The organism is Roseofilum reptotaenium CS-1145 (assembly GCF_028330985.1).
Taxonomy (GTDB): Bacteria; Cyanobacteriota; Cyanobacteriia; order Cyanobacteriales; family Desertifilaceae; genus Roseofilum; species Roseofilum reptotaenium.
Window position 1 is genome coordinate 66,852 of the sequence record NZ_JAQMUE010000105.1, and the last position, 14,713, is coordinate 81,564.

Sequence of the window (14,713 nt, forward strand, 5' to 3'; positions counted from 1 at the left end):
TATAGCGCTTTGCGCTAGGGAATAGGTAATAGGGAATAGGGTTGTGGTATATGGCTGTGTAAAACGGTACCTTGAAGGGGATATTGACCAGAAGAATTTGGGGATACAGTTAGTTCTTTAGACTGTTCTAAGATAATCACCTCTACCGCTTCTCCAGCTTCAAACGGTAATCCTTCAAGCAGTAAGGTTCCATCTTCTTTCAGGATAGCGGTGAGTTTGTATGCGTTCATTATGTTAGCTCCAGATGTTATGTTATGGAATCATTCCAATGTGAGAATGGGGCCAATATATTGTTCATAGGTGGGACTATTGGGATCGAGATCCACATCCAATAAGCTCTCTGCGCCATCAACTTGAATACGAACAAAATAGTCTCCCGGTTGTACATTGCTAATGGGAATAACTGGAGTGCGGGTATTTTCCCGAATGGGGGTACTGTTGAAGAGATAGGCGATCGCATTTTCGCTAGAGTATTCATTGAGCATGAGCACCACTCGCTGTCCCAAACCGATGGTGAGGTTCGTGCGAATAATGACTTGACCCAAGCGGCGGTCTTCTTCTGTTCCTTCAATGTCTATCAGTTCATAACCCAGAAAACTCGGACGCACTACAAAGGGAAAAACATTAGACTCAACTTTTTGAACCGGTTCAGTTGTCGTACTAGGACGGGGAGGACGGCGACCATTTTGAGAGGGAAGGGAGGGCAATTGGGGATGGATCACTTGCAGGGATTGGACTCCAGCCCGTAGATGGGTATTGGGAACCAGACGCAGGGGAAGGCTTAATTCTGTGTCGTTGATGATTTGGGGAGTGACTTCGGCTTGATTGATCCGAACTTGGGCGATCGAATGGGAGAGGAATCGACCGCGAATGCGGAGGGTGCTATTGGCTAAAATAGGCATATACTTGCCTGTGGTATTGATCACTTGATCGACCACAGGTTGTTTCGGGAAGGGGCCGCCAATCATGCGGCGATCGCGCACGGGTAGTGAAGATTTGGCTGATATATCGCTTTCAATCAGAATCACACTGATTTTATAGACCACAGATAAAGCATGGGGAGTCTGAAAAAAGACTGACCAAATTTTCGAGAGTTCATCCGTAGAAACAGAGATAAATTCCGTCCGAATTTGCTCAATTTGATCGGCTAAATCCGACCCTTCTAAGTAATCAAATGTCGGATCATTAATCGTTTCCTGAATCATCTGAGGTGTAAAAACCAACTGATCTTCTAACGCACGAGCCACACACCCTAAAAGTCGTTGCGGTTCTAATTCAGCATCATTACCGTAACAAGAAATCACGTAAAATAAATCTAGAGCTGCTTGCCTGCGCTTAACCATATCTCCCCGTCGTTGAAAGTTGGGAGTGTCTTGATTGGTTAAAGCCGGATTGCGTTTGATGTGATATAGGTATAGATTCACCCCAGTTTCTGGGATACCGCCCCCTGCACCATCAGGGCGGACTGTGGTTACCCTAGAACCATCTACATCCGTTTGTATCGCTTGCTGAATAATGCGCTGCATGGTCGCTGTGGCCGTGGCGATCGCTAAATAATTAGCCATTCAATTCACTCACTCGCTTCACTGCTCTGTCCATTCTGGAGTCAGACCCTGCTCCAGAATAACGTAATGGGGTCTTAGCGGCTATCTTAACTTAGGATTAGCCATTCCTCTATACATTAATTTTTGTTGTTTTTTATTGATGTTTATCAGACATTTATTATCTCTTTATAAGATAAGTTAAGTTGTGTAAATCTTCAAGAAAAACCCTTAAAAAAGTAGTCATCAATCCCTCGGTTATTGTATGGTGGCACTATCGTGGTTTAAGAGTTTATTTGAGGAAACCTATCTCCCTAATTCTTTGATTTTTATATCCAAATTTGGATAAAGTCATCTCTTAGCCCATTTATTAACCAGAATTCTCCACAGTAATTTGGTATTCGGAAGGAATCCACTATGGCGAGACTTGATTATTACGCTCCCGGTGTTTATATCGAAGAAGTCAATCGCGGCAGTCGTCCCATTGAGGGAGTCCCGACTGCCGTAGGAGGCTTCGTTGGTTTTACCGAGGACATCCGAGGTGGCGCAGAACCGTTTAAACCGATGTTGGTCACCACTTGGGATCAATATCTGCAATATTTTGGCCGACCTAACTCCGACGGGTTTACCGACTTTGGGGCCTACTTACCGCTAAGTGTCTATGGATGGTTCCTCAATGGCGGTGGTCGCTGTTGGGTTGTTAGTATTGGCACTCGCTTACCCGGTTCCCCAGAACCAGAAGCAACAGAAACCGGAACCAGTATTATGAACCGGGGAAACCGACCTTCCCTAAAATTCTCTATCCGTCCAGGTTCTGACCTCACCACTACCGATAATGGCTCGATCAATGCCATGCTCGTACCTGTGGATCGCTCCGTTCGGGTGCAAATTATGGATGGAGAACCCAAACCCCCACCATCGAGTACGAGTTCTTCAAGTGCAAGTTCTTCAAGTACGACCGAGAGTACCTCCAGTACGACCGAGAGTACCTCCAGTACGACCGAGAGTACCTCCAGTACAACCATTCCCGCGAATACAGGCGAATTTTTCAGTGTAGTCATCGCCCAAGGAGATGAAGAACTCGAACGGTTTGAAAACCTGACCATGAATCCCCAAATTGATTCCTCCGTGGCTACCTATGTGGTGACAGCCCTAGAAGAATCAGAATATATTGCTGCTATAGACCTATCCATCAGTGGCTCTCCCCTAGCCCGACGACCCAGTAATGGATTGTATGAAATCAGCCCTCCCATAGTGATGCCTTCTCCTGACCGCTTCTCCCAACATATTGAAGGGGTAAGAGATGACCGTACAGGTGTTCGAGGACTCTTCGAGATTGACGAAGTCACGATCATGGCTTGTCCCGATCTAATGAAAGTCTATGAAACGGGCCTGATTAACATCGACCAACTGCACGGGATTATGGATGTAATGGTCAGCCTCTGTGAAGGAGCTGCTGATGGCGATATTCCTAATGCTCCCAACCGGATGGTGATTCTCGATCCACCCCCAGACCGGGTAAAACCCCAACAAATCAGTCGTTGGCTGCGGGAGGAATTTAACCGCCGTTCCCAATTTGCTGCTCTCTATTATCCCTGGATTCGGGTTCCCAATCCCAGAAATGCTGGTCGCCCAGTAGCCATTCCTCCCAGCGGTTATATGGCAGGAGTTTGGTCTCGCAACGATGAAACGCGAGGCGTTTATAAAGCACCTGCCAACGAAGTCCCCAGAGGAGTTATCGGTTTAGCTTACGATTGTAATTTCCGGGAACAGGAACTGCTTAACCCTGCGGGGATTAACTGTATCCGTCCCTTCCCCAACCGAGGTATTCGAGTTTGGGGTGCTAGAACTCTGGTTGAGCCGGATAATATCCAATGGCGCTATATCAACGTTCGCCGCTTGATGAGCTACATCGAGAAATCCATTGAAAATGGAATGCAATGGGTCGTCTTTGAACCCAACGATGAAGACCTGTGGCAACGGGTGAAACGCACGATTACCAGTTTCTTAACCGATTTATGGCGAGCTGGTGCGTTGATGGGAGGATCTCCTGCTGAAGCTTTCTACGTCAAGTGTGATTCTGATATTAATACTCCCCAAAGTATGATGCTCGGTCGATTGTATGTAGAAGTCGGTATTGCTCCCGTGCGACCGGCTGAATTTGTGATCTTCCGTATCAGTCAGTGGACGGCTGAAGGCGAAGGTTAAGAAGCCTCTTCAGGAGATTGGATTAATTCTAATCTCCTGATACATTCAAACCCTAAAAATATCAGCAAAAGGACAGTTACACCATGGCAGCTCCAGTTTATACAACTACAGCCAACCGATTTTATCTAAACTTTGAAGGTTTAGAAAACTTAGAAATAAAAAGTATGGCTGCTCTGACCTATGAAGGTAAGGTAACCGGTGGAGATAAACCCATTCACTGTGGTAAACAGGGTGCAGGAAGACATACCACGATCGCCGGCTATGAAACCAACCCTTCTATGACTATTGAAGTTTATGTGAATGACGATACCCAAGGAGCAGCGGCGCGACTATTTGAATGGTTTTTAGACGTGATGCCGAAAGATGAAGGGGGAAATGGAAATTGGGCGAACAGTCGTAAATCGGGTTCAATAATAGTCTTCGATCCAAGTAATGCTGAAGTCCTGCGATGGAATCTAGACCGAGCTTGGATCAAAAAATATTCGGTTTCTGATGTCGATGCCACTTCTGGGGAATTAGTCATGGAAACCTATGAGTTTGTGGCCGAGAGAATCACCAAAGTGGTCTCTATGTCACAAGCCGCTTAGACCCTTAACTTCTCTACCCTTTCCCATCTAATCATAACCATCTAAAGCGGAGATGTAACTATGGAGTATTTGACCCAAGCCCGGTTTTATTTTGAAGTGAAAGGCATTACGACCCTACAATTACAAAAAGTCAGTGGCCTTTCCATGAGCATTGAACCCGCAGCCGAAGGACAAGCTATTTATGCGGGTAAGAATGTGTCTGCTGGAACCCAAATTACACCATCTCATGTATCCTATGAGAATATGACCTTAGAGTTTGTCACAACCGTAGAAAATGATGCTCTAATTAACTGGTACACAAATTCCCATCCCTCATCGATGACTGGGGGTACAACCACGGCTGTTGAAGAGGCTGGAGAGGCTTCTTTAATCATCTATAAGCAGAATGGCCAAGAAGGAGCAAGGTACAATATTACGGATGCTGTTCCCGCTAAATATACGACGACTCAGGCGAGTGCGGACAGTACGGATTTATTCAAGGAAACGATAGAAATTAGCCATACTGGGATTAGAAAAGTACCCACGGAAGGGACGCGGATTGCACCATTACCAACAACATAAATTATAATTGAAGCAACTGAACTAACACAGGCAAGGGTTTCATCCCTTGTCTGGTTGTTTTGACTGAAAAACGATCCGGATTGCCTGACTATGCTACCTCGTTTTCCCAATATTAATCTATCTCGCCAACCCGGTAGACAATACTCTAATATCTCTTCCAGGTTTTCTAGTCGGGGGAAAGATGCATTTGAAATTCAACGGAATTTGGCTGAAATCCTGACTGCGTGCCGGTTTTATGTAGAATTAACCTTAGATGGATCGAAAGATGGAGTCGATGGGTTATTCATGGAGTGCAAGGGATTTAAGGTGGCTCAAGAGGTGGTTGAGTTTACTGAGGTTTTTCCAGAACCTTGGGGCAAAGCCAAGCGAGGAATGCTGTATACGTCTAAACTCCCTGGTGCTAAGACAACCATTGATAATATTAGTCTCCGGCGAGGGTTAAGTGGCTCGGAAACCCTCTGGAATTGGTTGAATGCGGTGCAAGAGGGCAATTGGGAAAAACAGCGACGCAATGGTTCCATTACTGTTTATCGTCAGAATGGTAATATGGGCGCTTTATTTCAGTTTGAAAATGCTTGGCCCATTAGTTATAGTGTTACGGATAATGCGGCTTCAAGTTCCGAGTTGGCTTGCGAAGAGTTGGAAATAGCCTGTGAGGTGTTCAAGCGGGTTTCTCCTCCGTAGTTCGAGAAACGGGGCATGGGGATGAGTGATACAGCGCTTTGCGCTGGGGAATAGGAAATAGGGTTGTGGTACATGGAGAGAGAGCAGTCAAGCTTGTGTTTCATAACGCAAGCCAAGCGGTGTAAGATTTAAGCCCAATGAATTTATCTTAATAGTTTATGTTGCAAACTGAGTTTGATTTTACTTTACCGAAAGGCTATTTAGATTCCGATGGAAATCTTCACCGTCAGGGAAAGATGCGCCTCTCTCGTGCTATGGATGAAATTATCCCGATGCGCGATCCTAGGGTAATGGATAATCCGGCTTATGCGACGGTGATTATTTTGGCGCGAGTTATTGTTCAATTGGGAACCCTACAGGAAATTTCTCCAGCAGTCATAGAAAATATGTTTGCGGTAGATTTAAGCTATCTTCAAGATTTTTATCGTCAGATTAATGAGTTGGAACCGGTAGAGAATGAGTGAGGAAATGGATGATTCGATGGGTTTTGCCTTTGTTTTACCTAAAGGGTTGGTGGACGAAGGGGGAAAGGTTCATCGAGAAGGGGTGATGCGTTTCGCGACTGCAAAAGATGAGATAATTGGCGATCGCCACCCCAATGTCTTTGACTACCCAGATTATCGCGCTCTCGTCATGCTCTCGCGCACGATCGAACAACTCGGTACACTCCCCTCTGTAACACCAGAAGCCTTAGAAAATCTATTTTTAGTCGATTTAGATTACTTACTCGATCTATACAACAGCATTAACCCTGCGGAAGCAGAATTAGTGATGCTGGGGGAGTAACTGGCTACCCCCTACCCCAGTTATATCGGGAGGTAGCCTTTATCGCTTTTCATTTTCACTGGTCTAGAGCAGAAATTTTAGCTCTAGAGCATCAGGAGCGTCAGCAATGGGTTGTTGAAATTGCCGGTATGTTAAATCCGGAAGAATAGAGCGCTTCGCGCTAAGGAATAGGAAATAGGCAAGAGTAAATCATTGTAGTGGACTGTTCCATCTAAAATAGTGCTTTGTTTGTAGTAAGCACGAAGAGTGCTTAAAAGCATAGCTAGAGATTGCTCAAGCCCTCACTACGAACAACATCTAATTTGATGCAATAGATTTCCTTCGTTGTTGCGCTTTAGCGCTCTGAACATTTTAGGGCTGAAGCGCAACAACGAATTGCAGCTCATGCACTATTTTAGGTGAAACAATCAACTACACTCCTCCCATGCCCCCATTCCCCCACGGAGAGAGCAAAGCGCTGTAAGATGGGAGAGTTAGTGAAACCTCACACTGCATAGGTAATGTCTAGTTCTGTCCCTGAAGAAGTTAGTTATCCACGAAGACAACGGCAGTTGCAGAGTGTCATTCTGAAACTGGGGTTACCAGAAAGCTCCCCAGTGCAATGGCATTTACTCGATAAAGCGCTGACCCATCCGAGTATATCGTCCACAGAAAACTATGAGCAGTTGGAGTTTATTGGCGATGCGGTGGTTCGGATTGCGGCTTCAGAATTATTGATGGAATTGTATCCGGATGCGTCGGTGGGAGAATTTTCAGCCATTCGGAAAATTTTGGTGAGCGATCGCACGTTAGCCCAGTTAGCTGATAGTTACAGTTTAGAACAAGACTTGCTCATGGATCGGGGCACAGCCAGCGATAAACTCGGCCGTTCGTCCCGTCTCGCGGATGCCTTTGAAGCCATTTTAGGGGCACTGTACTTGAGTACTCATACCCTGGAACTGATCCGACCTTGGCTTGATAGTCATTTTACTGTGCTGTCTACAGAGATTCGTAAAGATCCGGCTCGACGAGATTATAAATCAGCTCTGCAAGAATGGACTCAAGCCGTTCATAAGGTTTTACCCGAATATAAACTGATTACGGTAGAATCGCAAAAACGGACAGCCGAACCCTTTACGGCTCAGGTTTGGGTGCAGGGAGAACCTTACGGTACAGGAAAAGGGCGATCGCGCAAAGCGGCTGAACAAGCGGCGGCTCAAGATGCCTTATTTAAGATCAAAACCACTGAAGAGGGGTGAAAAAAATACAGCGTGGATAAACCATTTAAGATTGCCATTTTGGGCGCGGGTCGATGGGGAAACCATTTAATCCGTAATTTCCTCGAACATCCCCAGACGGAAGTTGTAGCAGTGGTAGACCCCAACTCTGACCGACGAGAGGCGATCAAAAATCGGTATAATATGCCTGACTCAGTGCAGTTAACCGATGACTGGCAGGGAGTTTTGGCGCGTCCAGAAGTGGAATTAGTGGCGATCGCCACCCCCGCATCCACCCACTACGACATCATTAAATACGCCCTCACTCAGAATTGTCAGGTATTAGCCGAAAAACCCCTCACCCTAGATGCCGAAGAATGTCTAGAGCTGTGTCGTCTAGCGGAAACCCAACAGCGCCAGCTTGTAGTCGATCATACCTATCTGTTTCATCCCGTGGTGCAGCAAGGAAAAGAGGCACTCTCTTCTGGAGCAGTCGGAGACCTACGCTATGGATATGCAGCCCGCACCCATTTAGGCCCCGTGCGCCAAGATGTAGATGCGCTCTGGGACTTAGCCATCCACGATCTCGCTATCTTTAATTACTGGTTAGGGGAAACCCCCGTAGAAGTTGAGGCTACCGCCGACACCTGGTTACAACCCGGTTTCCCCGATGTAGTTTGGGTGAAACTCCTCTATCCGAGTGGATTTAAAGCTACCATTCACCTCTGTTGGCTCAACCCAGATAAACAACGCCGTTTAGCCGTGGTTGGGTCTCAAGGGACGTTGATTTTTGATGAACTCAGTGCCGATCCTCTGATTGTGCAACAGGGACAGTTTGACATTGAAGACGGAAATTTTACCCCAGTTGGCATGAACCGGGAGGTACTTTCACCTCCTCCAGGAGAACCCTTAAAACAAGTCTGCGATCATTTTCTCCAGTGTGTCCGCCATAATCAACCGTCTCCCCACTCCTCCGGATGGGTGGGAGCCGACCTAGTTCGCACTCTGCAACAGATTCAATCAAAAATGAACGGCTAGTCCAGTTAAATTGTTAATTATTTATGTGAATTATTTAATTGTTAATTGATATTCTTATCGATGTTGCCAACAACAATTCTACTCCCTTTATTTGATAAACTACAGTTAAGAGGCTCAGGAGTGCCAACCCTATGATACAAGTTAAAGCTAAAGCTGCCCAATGTGCTAAAGCTGCCCTGGAAAGCTATCAATTTGAAGTGAGTAGCCCTCAAGACTATGATTGTCTAATTAAGGTTCAATCCTGTGGGCTTTGTCACTCAGATATTCATATTATTGATAATGATTGGGACATATCCGATTATCCTGTGGTTCCAGGTCATGAAGTTATCGGAGAAGTCGAGGAAGTTGGATCTCAGGTCAAACACCTGAAAGTTGGCGATCGCGTCGGAGTCGGTTGGCAAAAAAGTGCCTGTCTCCAATGTCCGCAATGTCTCAAAGGTAACGAAAACCTCTGTAAAGAAAACGAGCCGCTCATTATTCCTGGCCCTGGTGGTTTTGCCAGCTACCTACTCACTGACTCTCGGTTTGCCTTCCCCATTCCCCAAGACATTGACCCCACCCATGCCGGCCCTCTACTCTGTGGTGGAATCACGGTATATTCTGGACTACGTCATGCAGGCATGACCTCCGGACAGGAAATCGGTATTATTGGGGTTGGGGGTTTAGGCCACATGGCAGTTCAATTTGCTCACCGCTTAGGAAACCGAGTTACTGTTTTTACAACTTCTGAAGATAAAGCCGAATTTGCCAAAACCCTCGGAGCCGATGAGACCATTGTCGTGGGTCGTGGAGAAAGTCCACCCACGCCGAAAAATTACTTGAATATTCTCTTAAGTACCGCTCCAGCTAACCTAGATTGGGCGGCCTATGTTGAATACTTAGATGCGGATGGTACTTTATGCTTTGTGGGAGTTAGTGATGCACCTTTAACTCTACCCTTGTTCTCTCTCCTTTCCCAGCGTCGCCGAATTATGGCATCACCCATTGGTGGCCGAGCAATCATGAATGAAATGCTTAATGTTGCCGCTCAATACAAAATTGCGCCGATTATCGAGACCTATCCCCTAGAAGAGATTAATATAGCCTTGGATCGAGTGCGATCGAATCAGGTACGCTATCGAGCGGTACTCACCATGGATTAAACTCAAACCATCTATAGCGTTTCTCTCTTCTATGAGGTACAGCTTGAAGCCTTAGAACCTAAGCCATACAAGCTATTGCTATTCGTGCCTATTGCCTAGCGCGAAGCACTATAGATGCTTCTTGCTATTAATGACGCTGCGGATTATTTCCCATTCTTGATATATTCTTGAATCACTCGATTGAGAAATAATTGCCGCGTTTCTTCTTCCATCTCTAGAAAAAATCGCCGATGGAGTGATTGGATAATCTGGAATAACTCAACGGGAGGAAAGGAGTTAAGTTGTAAAAGTTGAGATAGATTAACGGGTGCAGTTAGCGTCCCTAATTGACCCAAAATTGTTTGTTCGGGTGTGCTTAACTGCTGAAATTGTTGGTCGAGGTGTCCCTGCAAAGATTCCGATACAATCAGGGTTTCATAGGCTAAAAAGTCTGCTACTCGACCGGCAAATAGTTCTCGGATGGAGGTTGCGGTTAAGATTAACCATAGGGGATTGCCTTGGTAACGGTCAATGAGTTGAGTCCAAACTTCGCGATCGCATAAACCTTGCTCTTCCAAAAGATCTTTGGCTGCATCGCCTAAACCGGGTAAGATGAGCGATCGCACCGCATCATTCGCTATTTCCCAACGCTCTATCTCCACTGGCTTTTCGGTCGAGAGTAAGATAACACAACTTTGGTGAGGAATTTCGGCGATCGCCTGCAAAAACGCTTCACCCCCTTTATCCCTGCACAAAAGATGCCCATCGTCAAGCACAATTAAGCAGCGAAACTGACGCAACTGTGTGAGCAGTTGGGAAATTTGGGTTTCCATACCCTCTGGAATGGGGCTATTGGGCGTGAAAATAGCTAGAATATTGGCTACTACAGCGCGGAAATCGGCATAAAAGCGCAAACTGCGATAGATGGCATATTGGAACTGGGTTTTATGGTTCTCCAGCCAATGTAAGGCTAACGTGGTTTTACCGATTCCGCTGAAGCCGAGGAGGGCAAATAGGCGACAGTGTTTGGGGATGAGAGTGCGATCGAGAACAGCCAATTCTTCCGTTCTTCCATAACACTTTAACCGTTCTGGCGCATTGCCTAAATCTACATAAAGTTGCCTTTGTTCTTGATTTTGGGAATGGTTATTTTTCTGATGATATTCTGGACAAATATTGAGATTATTAACCGTTGCGTTAAAAATAGCTGAAGCCGAATAATGATTATTTACAATAGCGCGAAAATTAGCCTTACTAACCTCTTTTCCTAACCCTTCCGAGAGCAACTTCCACAACTCGGAACCCACATCGCGCACCTGACCTTCGCTGGTATAGATATGCTCTGCGATCGTTCCATAGGTTTCTCCTCGTAGCGTTCCCTGAAGTATGGCTTTTTGCAGATAGTCCAGATGCTTACCCGTCTGAGCAAAAACCAGCTCATCAGCCAGTTTTAACACTTCCATGATATCCATAAATCCCAGAAAGTACGAAGGCTGGAGTTATTGTAGCCTATTTTTCCGACATTGCCGACACATCCGACCCAATTTCCTAAAAAAAAACGCCCGATCCTTCCGACTGGATCGGGGTGTATGAATTATTTCATAATTGGACTAGAATTCAGTATTCTTGTTTGGTAGGTCATTGATTATGCTAGAAACCCTCTTATCCCTATGGTTGATCTTTGGTGCAAACAATCAGAGTGATTCTATCTTATCAGAGTCAACCCAGCCCGTTGAACTGCAAAGCCAAAATAAAGCTGAAAATAAGGACGGAGTCCGTTGGGATAAAGAAAGAAGAAACTGTCGGAGCCTCGGAAACAATCGATACAAATGTGAAATAGATGTAACTGGAACAGGTATGGGCCTTGTCAATCAAGCTTACGAACCCAAAGGAATACAGAATATCAGCCACACTAACCGCCTTCGAGATGGGATAGGTTCTTTTGGCAATGAACTTGACGATATTCATAACTATTCCTGGTTCTACAAACCATCTTTTCATCCAGATTATAGAGATCATGAATTTAGTTTAGGCGCTCGTCAAAAATTGGATGGGCAGTGGTATACATTCAAGGACATTTATAGGGTTATTCTTGATGGTCAAGAAAGAAATCCTGATAGTTTCATCTATTTCTTAGTAGGTTACACTTACGATTTTGAAGATGACGATCAGTATCATCAAAAGTACGATCGAGCCATTGAAGTTTTGGTATTCACTAAACAGAACCTACGTCCTATCAAACCTGGCTTTTCTGCCATGACTCTTCATAATCCAATCAGAATTAGTCGAGCTGTACCTTTCCTCAACGATCATTCACATGGTTTTGCACTTTGGCCGAAAAAGCTCAGACTTATGCATTCGGGTGCTTTCAGTCGATTCGTTCATCAACCTTTTTTCTTGCTGGCACTAGAGTCTTTACTCATAGCGACTGAAGCTCAAAACAATGACAATATGGAGATTGTTGATATGAGTTTTGAGCCAGAGATTAAGGAATATATTCACAATGGAAGGATGCATTACAGATATATCGACAAGCATATTTTGAGCGTTGAATTTATTAAACGATAACCCATTGTTCGATATCCACCGTAGGGGCAGGTTTCCACTTCGTGGACATGAAACACCCAGGTTTAGGAATCCTCACCATTCAATTAGTGAACCTACCTCACACCCCTTTGTATCTTGGCGGGGGGCGGGTTTAGGAGAGCGATCTTTTGTTTCCTAGATATTGGTGAAACCCGCCCCTACAAGTCTCGATCATTAGATTATGGGGATACTATTAATCTCACTCATTCTCCTCAACAAGTTGGAGAACTTTATTATATAACGGTGAAGCAATCCAAAATCCAGCTTTGTCGATCAAATCATCCAGCAATGGCTTGAGTGTTGTAATCAAAGATTGTTTTTTGGCTTCCACTAAAATCCCTAAGATGCCAGTATAATAGATATGGAGTTTATCCGCGACTAAACGACCTTGACGCTCATCAATTAAGAGAACATCAGCTTGAAATTGCAATGTCAAAGCGATCGCCTCTGCTTCGCCGCGATCGAGTTCATTACAGAGAGCTTAAACGAGACTCAAATTCCTACAAGTACAAGTGGTAATCCAATCTAATGTTTGCACTTCAGTTGCACCAGCCACTGGGAATTTCGGGTCAGTTAACTCCCGATAAACGGCTTCTGGAATAATGACTGTCCCATAAAGTTCCTGCAACAAATGAAGATACCCAATAGCGGCTAGATTATTAATCGGTGACGTATCGCTGATGACAATCATAGCCGACCCATTTCCTGTAAATTCCTAATATCTTTCTCAAAATCTTCTAGATCGTAAACGGGAATTTGACGACTAGCCAGAAGATGTTGAAATGTAATGCGGTTCATCTGAGCAAAACGACTGGCTTTAGATAGACTGAGCTTGCGTTTTTGGAACAGTAAAACGGCTATTTCTTTCCTCATTTCCGGCTCAGTCATCCGAGTCAACGTTAGAATTTCATCAGATATCAAAATACTCATAAGACTTCTTTCTCTAAGATTCTTATTACGTTCCTTGTTCGGGAACTGTCGTCACGTCTAGCTCTTGTGCTTTCATAGGACTTACGAAACGATTCCATGTTCGACTCAAGTTTTGATCGAGAAGTAGTTTCAAGCAACACTCACCGAAGCAACTAAACGATGTTCGCGATCGGCGGCAAACTCTAAACAAGCTCTAATATCTGCCTCTGTCAGTTCTGGGAAGTCATCCATAATTTCAGCCACAGACATGCCAGCAGCAAGCCAGCCAATAACATCGTAAACTGTAATTCGCATCCGACGAATACAGGGTTTTCCCCCACGTTTATCTGGCTCAATGGTAATAATGTCGCGATAGCTCATAATTACAGACAGAAGACTTATCTCTACATTTATAGCACGTTCGGCGATCGCTCAGAATGACGATCGCTATACAATACAGAAGTCAACTACCCCATTTCCGCATGAGTGAAATGGTTTACATCGAGACAAGTATTATCGGCTACTTAACCGCCAGGATAAGCAACAATCTTATTGTGATGGCAAGTGTAGAAGCGACTAGAGAATGGTGGGATACCCACCGGACTCAGTTTGAACTCTACATCTCACAAACGGTTTTAGATGAGGCAGGACGGGGAGATGCAGAAATGGCTAGTAGGCGAATGGAGATCTTGAATAACTTACCACTGCTTGAAGTTAATGAAGCGGTTCAAGATCTGGCGATAGAGTTTCTCTCAAAAAGTAATTTTCCCAGCAAAGTGGCTGACGATGCCCTGCATATTGCGATCGCTACCATCTATGGCTTGGACTATTTGCTAACATGGAACTGTAAACATATCGCCAACGCTCAAATTCAGAAAAAGCTGGTTCGGATTAGCTTAGATGCTGGGTACGAGCTACCTACCATTTGTACACCCTATGAGTTAATGGGAATTTAAAAATGTGGAGAGATGAGATTTTAGAGGAAATCTATACAATTCGGGAGGAACATGCTAGGGCATTCAATTATGATTTGAAAGCGATTTGTGATGACTTGAGAAAACGGCAAGCAACCAGTGGTAGAAAAATGATTTCTAAATCTCTTCGAGAGCCTCGATTGCCGAAGCCACTCAACACATGGTAAAGCGATCCAAAAATCAGGAGGACTTCAAGAATCATGACCATAGTCTTAAAACCAGAAACCCATCGCGCTATCCTCGAAAAACTCAAAAGCGATCGCTACTCAACTGCGGATGAAGTCGTTCAAGCAGCTCTGCAACTTCTAGAAGAACGGGATTTCCTTTTAGATCAGCACCCAACCCTTACCAGTATCGAGGAGTTTGATGCGAAGGTTAAACAGCTTACCGATACTTTTGCCGCTTGTGTCAAACCTGATGTTCCCCTACTATTAGATGAGGCGGTTAGCCGTGCAGGAATTTATCAGGAACATCCATAAGCTGTGATTTATCTTGTTGACATTAACATACTCCTGCGTTTTA

19 protein-coding genes and 1 pseudogene are annotated in these 14,713 nt (G+C 44.9%); 14 read left to right on the forward strand and 6 right to left on the reverse strand.

What is annotated here, in order from left to right:
- Positions 1–14 precede the first annotated feature (14 nt).
- Positions 15–230 carry a hypothetical protein gene (locus PN466_RS23730; RefSeq protein ID WP_271944654.1) on the reverse strand — a complete coding sequence of 72 codons (216 nt, stop codon included), beginning with the start codon at positions 228–230 and terminating at the stop codon, positions 15–17.
- A gap of 30 nt (positions 231–260) precedes the next feature.
- Entirely contained in the window at positions 261–1,565 is a 1,305-nt protein-coding gene (locus PN466_RS23735) for a DUF4255 domain-containing protein (protein ID WP_271944656.1), read from the reverse strand.
- A 393-nt stretch (positions 1,566–1,958) separates the two neighbouring features.
- Between PN466_RS23735 and PN466_RS23740 the strand changes: the two genes are divergently transcribed.
- The 10 genes from PN466_RS23740 to PN466_RS23780 all read left to right on the forward strand — a co-directional run bounded on the left by PN466_RS23740 (position 1,959) and on the right by PN466_RS23780 (position 9,743).
- Positions 1,959–3,749 carry a phage tail sheath family protein gene (locus PN466_RS23740; RefSeq protein ID WP_271944658.1) on the forward strand — a complete coding sequence of 597 codons (1,791 nt, stop codon included), beginning with the start codon at positions 1,959–1,961 and terminating at the stop codon, positions 3,747–3,749.
- An 83-nt stretch (positions 3,750–3,832) separates the two neighbouring features.
- A complete protein-coding gene (locus PN466_RS23745; protein ID WP_271944659.1) occupies positions 3,833–4,336 on the forward strand; it encodes a phage tail protein in 504 nt (167 codons plus the stop codon).
- 60 nt (positions 4,337–4,396) lie between these two features.
- Entirely contained in the window at positions 4,397–4,897 is a 501-nt protein-coding gene (locus PN466_RS23750; RefSeq protein WP_271944661.1) for a phage tail protein, read from the forward strand.
- Between the two features lie 90 nt (positions 4,898–4,987).
- Positions 4,988–5,581 carry a phage tail protein gene (locus tag PN466_RS23755; RefSeq protein WP_271944663.1) on the forward strand — a complete coding sequence of 198 codons (594 nt, stop codon included), beginning with the start codon at positions 4,988–4,990 and terminating at the stop codon, positions 5,579–5,581.
- Between the two features lie 158 nt (positions 5,582–5,739).
- Positions 5,740–6,045 carry a hypothetical protein gene (locus PN466_RS23760; protein ID WP_271944665.1) on the forward strand — a complete coding sequence of 102 codons (306 nt, stop codon included), beginning with the start codon at positions 5,740–5,742 and terminating at the stop codon, positions 6,043–6,045.
- Positions 6,038–6,367: a hypothetical protein gene (locus tag PN466_RS23765; RefSeq protein WP_271944667.1), complete on the forward strand. Its 330-nt coding sequence runs from the start codon at positions 6,038–6,040 to the stop codon at positions 6,365–6,367. The genes PN466_RS23760 and PN466_RS23765 overlap by 8 nt, the downstream gene beginning before the upstream one ends.
- On the forward strand, positions 6,346–6,516 hold the full coding sequence (locus PN466_RS26560; protein WP_390890060.1) for a DUF6760 family protein: 171 nt from the start codon (positions 6,346–6,348) through the stop codon (positions 6,514–6,516). The genes PN466_RS23765 and PN466_RS26560 overlap by 22 nt, the downstream gene beginning before the upstream one ends.
- Before the next feature lie 351 nt (positions 6,517–6,867).
- A complete protein-coding gene (rnc, locus tag PN466_RS23770) occupies positions 6,868–7,605 on the forward strand; it encodes a ribonuclease III (RefSeq protein WP_271944669.1) in 738 nt (245 codons plus the stop codon).
- 12 nt (positions 7,606–7,617) lie between these two features.
- On the forward strand, positions 7,618–8,601 hold the full coding sequence (locus PN466_RS23775) for a Gfo/Idh/MocA family protein (RefSeq protein WP_271944671.1): 984 nt from the start codon (positions 7,618–7,620) through the stop codon (positions 8,599–8,601).
- 131 nt (positions 8,602–8,732) lie between these two features.
- Positions 8,733–9,743: an NAD(P)-dependent alcohol dehydrogenase gene (locus tag PN466_RS23780; RefSeq protein WP_271944673.1), complete on the forward strand. Its 1,011-nt coding sequence runs from the start codon at positions 8,733–8,735 to the stop codon at positions 9,741–9,743.
- Positions 9,744–9,886: 143 nt separating this feature from the next.
- Here PN466_RS23780 and PN466_RS23785 read toward each other — a convergent pair whose 3' ends face one another.
- Positions 9,887–11,194: an ATPase gene (locus tag PN466_RS23785; protein WP_271944675.1), complete on the reverse strand. Its 1,308-nt coding sequence runs from the start codon at positions 11,192–11,194 to the stop codon at positions 9,887–9,889.
- Positions 11,195–11,369: 175 nt separating this feature from the next.
- Here PN466_RS23785 and PN466_RS23790 point away from each other — a divergent pair, with 175 nt between their 5' ends.
- The gene (locus PN466_RS23790; RefSeq protein ID WP_271944677.1) at positions 11,370–12,290 is read left to right on the forward strand and encodes a hypothetical protein; all 921 of its coding nucleotides are present in this window, start codon (positions 11,370–11,372) and stop codon (positions 12,288–12,290) included.
- 217 nt (positions 12,291–12,507) lie between these two features.
- On the opposite strand, the pseudogene PN466_RS26565 reads toward PN466_RS23790, so the two are convergent.
- From PN466_RS26565 to PN466_RS23805, 3 genes and pseudogenes are all read right to left on the reverse strand, one after another.
- Positions 12,508–12,999 (reverse strand): annotated as a pseudogene (locus PN466_RS26565) (DUF3368 domain-containing protein).
- Positions 12,996–13,238, reverse strand: coding sequence for a UPF0175 family protein (locus tag PN466_RS23800; RefSeq protein WP_271944679.1), 243 nt, complete (start codon positions 13,236–13,238; stop codon positions 12,996–12,998). Before PN466_RS23800 ends, PN466_RS26565 begins: the two are co-directional and overlap by 4 nt.
- Positions 13,239–13,367: 129 nt before the next feature.
- Positions 13,368–13,598 carry a DUF433 domain-containing protein gene (locus PN466_RS23805; protein WP_271944681.1) on the reverse strand — a complete coding sequence of 77 codons (231 nt, stop codon included), beginning with the start codon at positions 13,596–13,598 and terminating at the stop codon, positions 13,368–13,370.
- A 101-nt stretch (positions 13,599–13,699) separates the two neighbouring features.
- Between PN466_RS23805 and PN466_RS23810 the strand changes: the two genes are divergently transcribed.
- Genes PN466_RS23810 through PN466_RS23820 form a run of 3 tightly spaced genes read left to right on the forward strand, consistent with a single transcriptional unit; the run spans position 13,700 to position 14,670 of the window.
- Positions 13,700–14,173 carry a type II toxin-antitoxin system VapC family toxin gene (locus PN466_RS23810; protein ID WP_271944713.1) on the forward strand — a complete coding sequence of 158 codons (474 nt, stop codon included), beginning with the start codon at positions 13,700–13,702 and terminating at the stop codon, positions 14,171–14,173.
- 2 nt (positions 14,174–14,175) lie between these two features.
- Complete coding sequence (locus PN466_RS26570; protein WP_271944682.1) at positions 14,176–14,358, forward strand: hypothetical protein; 183 nt, start codon at positions 14,176–14,178, stop codon at positions 14,356–14,358.
- A gap of 33 nt (positions 14,359–14,391) precedes the next feature.
- Entirely contained in the window at positions 14,392–14,670 is a 279-nt protein-coding gene (locus PN466_RS23820) for a ribbon-helix-helix domain-containing protein (RefSeq protein ID WP_271944684.1), read from the forward strand.
- Positions 14,671–14,713: the final 43 nt, after the last annotated feature.

Coding starts and splice junctions, on each gene's coding strand:
- PN466_RS23730 (WP_271944654.1), bottom strand. CDS start 230: ATGAACGCATACAAACTCACCGCTATCCTGAAAGAAGATGGAACCTTA.
- PN466_RS23735 (WP_271944656.1), bottom strand. CDS start 1,565: ATGGCTAATTATTTAGCGATCGCCACGGCCACAGCGACCATGCAGCGC.
- PN466_RS23740 (WP_271944658.1), top strand. CDS start 1,959: ATGGCGAGACTTGATTATTACGCTCCCGGTGTTTATATCGAAGAAGTC.
- PN466_RS23745 (WP_271944659.1), top strand. CDS start 3,833: ATGGCAGCTCCAGTTTATACAACTACAGCCAACCGATTTTATCTAAAC.
- PN466_RS23750 (WP_271944661.1), top strand. CDS start 4,397: ATGGAGTATTTGACCCAAGCCCGGTTTTATTTTGAAGTGAAAGGCATT.
- PN466_RS23755 (WP_271944663.1), top strand. CDS start 4,988: ATGCTACCTCGTTTTCCCAATATTAATCTATCTCGCCAACCCGGTAGA.
- PN466_RS23760 (WP_271944665.1), top strand. CDS start 5,740: ATGTTGCAAACTGAGTTTGATTTTACTTTACCGAAAGGCTATTTAGAT.
- PN466_RS23765 (WP_271944667.1), top strand. CDS start 6,038: ATGAGTGAGGAAATGGATGATTCGATGGGTTTTGCCTTTGTTTTACCT.
- rnc (WP_271944669.1), top strand. CDS start 6,868: ATGTCTAGTTCTGTCCCTGAAGAAGTTAGTTATCCACGAAGACAACGG.
- PN466_RS23780 (WP_271944673.1), top strand. CDS start 8,733: ATGATACAAGTTAAAGCTAAAGCTGCCCAATGTGCTAAAGCTGCCCTG.
- PN466_RS23785 (WP_271944675.1), bottom strand. CDS start 11,194: ATGGATATCATGGAAGTGTTAAAACTGGCTGATGAGCTGGTTTTTGCT.
- PN466_RS23790 (WP_271944677.1), top strand. CDS start 11,370: ATGCTAGAAACCCTCTTATCCCTATGGTTGATCTTTGGTGCAAACAAT.
- PN466_RS23800 (WP_271944679.1), bottom strand. CDS start 13,238: ATGAGTATTTTGATATCTGATGAAATTCTAACGTTGACTCGGATGACT.
- PN466_RS23805 (WP_271944681.1), bottom strand. CDS start 13,598: ATGAGCTATCGCGACATTATTACCATTGAGCCAGATAAACGTGGGGGA.
- PN466_RS23810 (WP_271944713.1), top strand. CDS start 13,700: ATGAGTGAAATGGTTTACATCGAGACAAGTATTATCGGCTACTTAACC.
- PN466_RS26570 (WP_271944682.1), top strand. CDS start 14,176: ATGTGGAGAGATGAGATTTTAGAGGAAATCTATACAATTCGGGAGGAA.
- PN466_RS23820 (WP_271944684.1), top strand. CDS start 14,392: ATGACCATAGTCTTAAAACCAGAAACCCATCGCGCTATCCTCGAAAAA.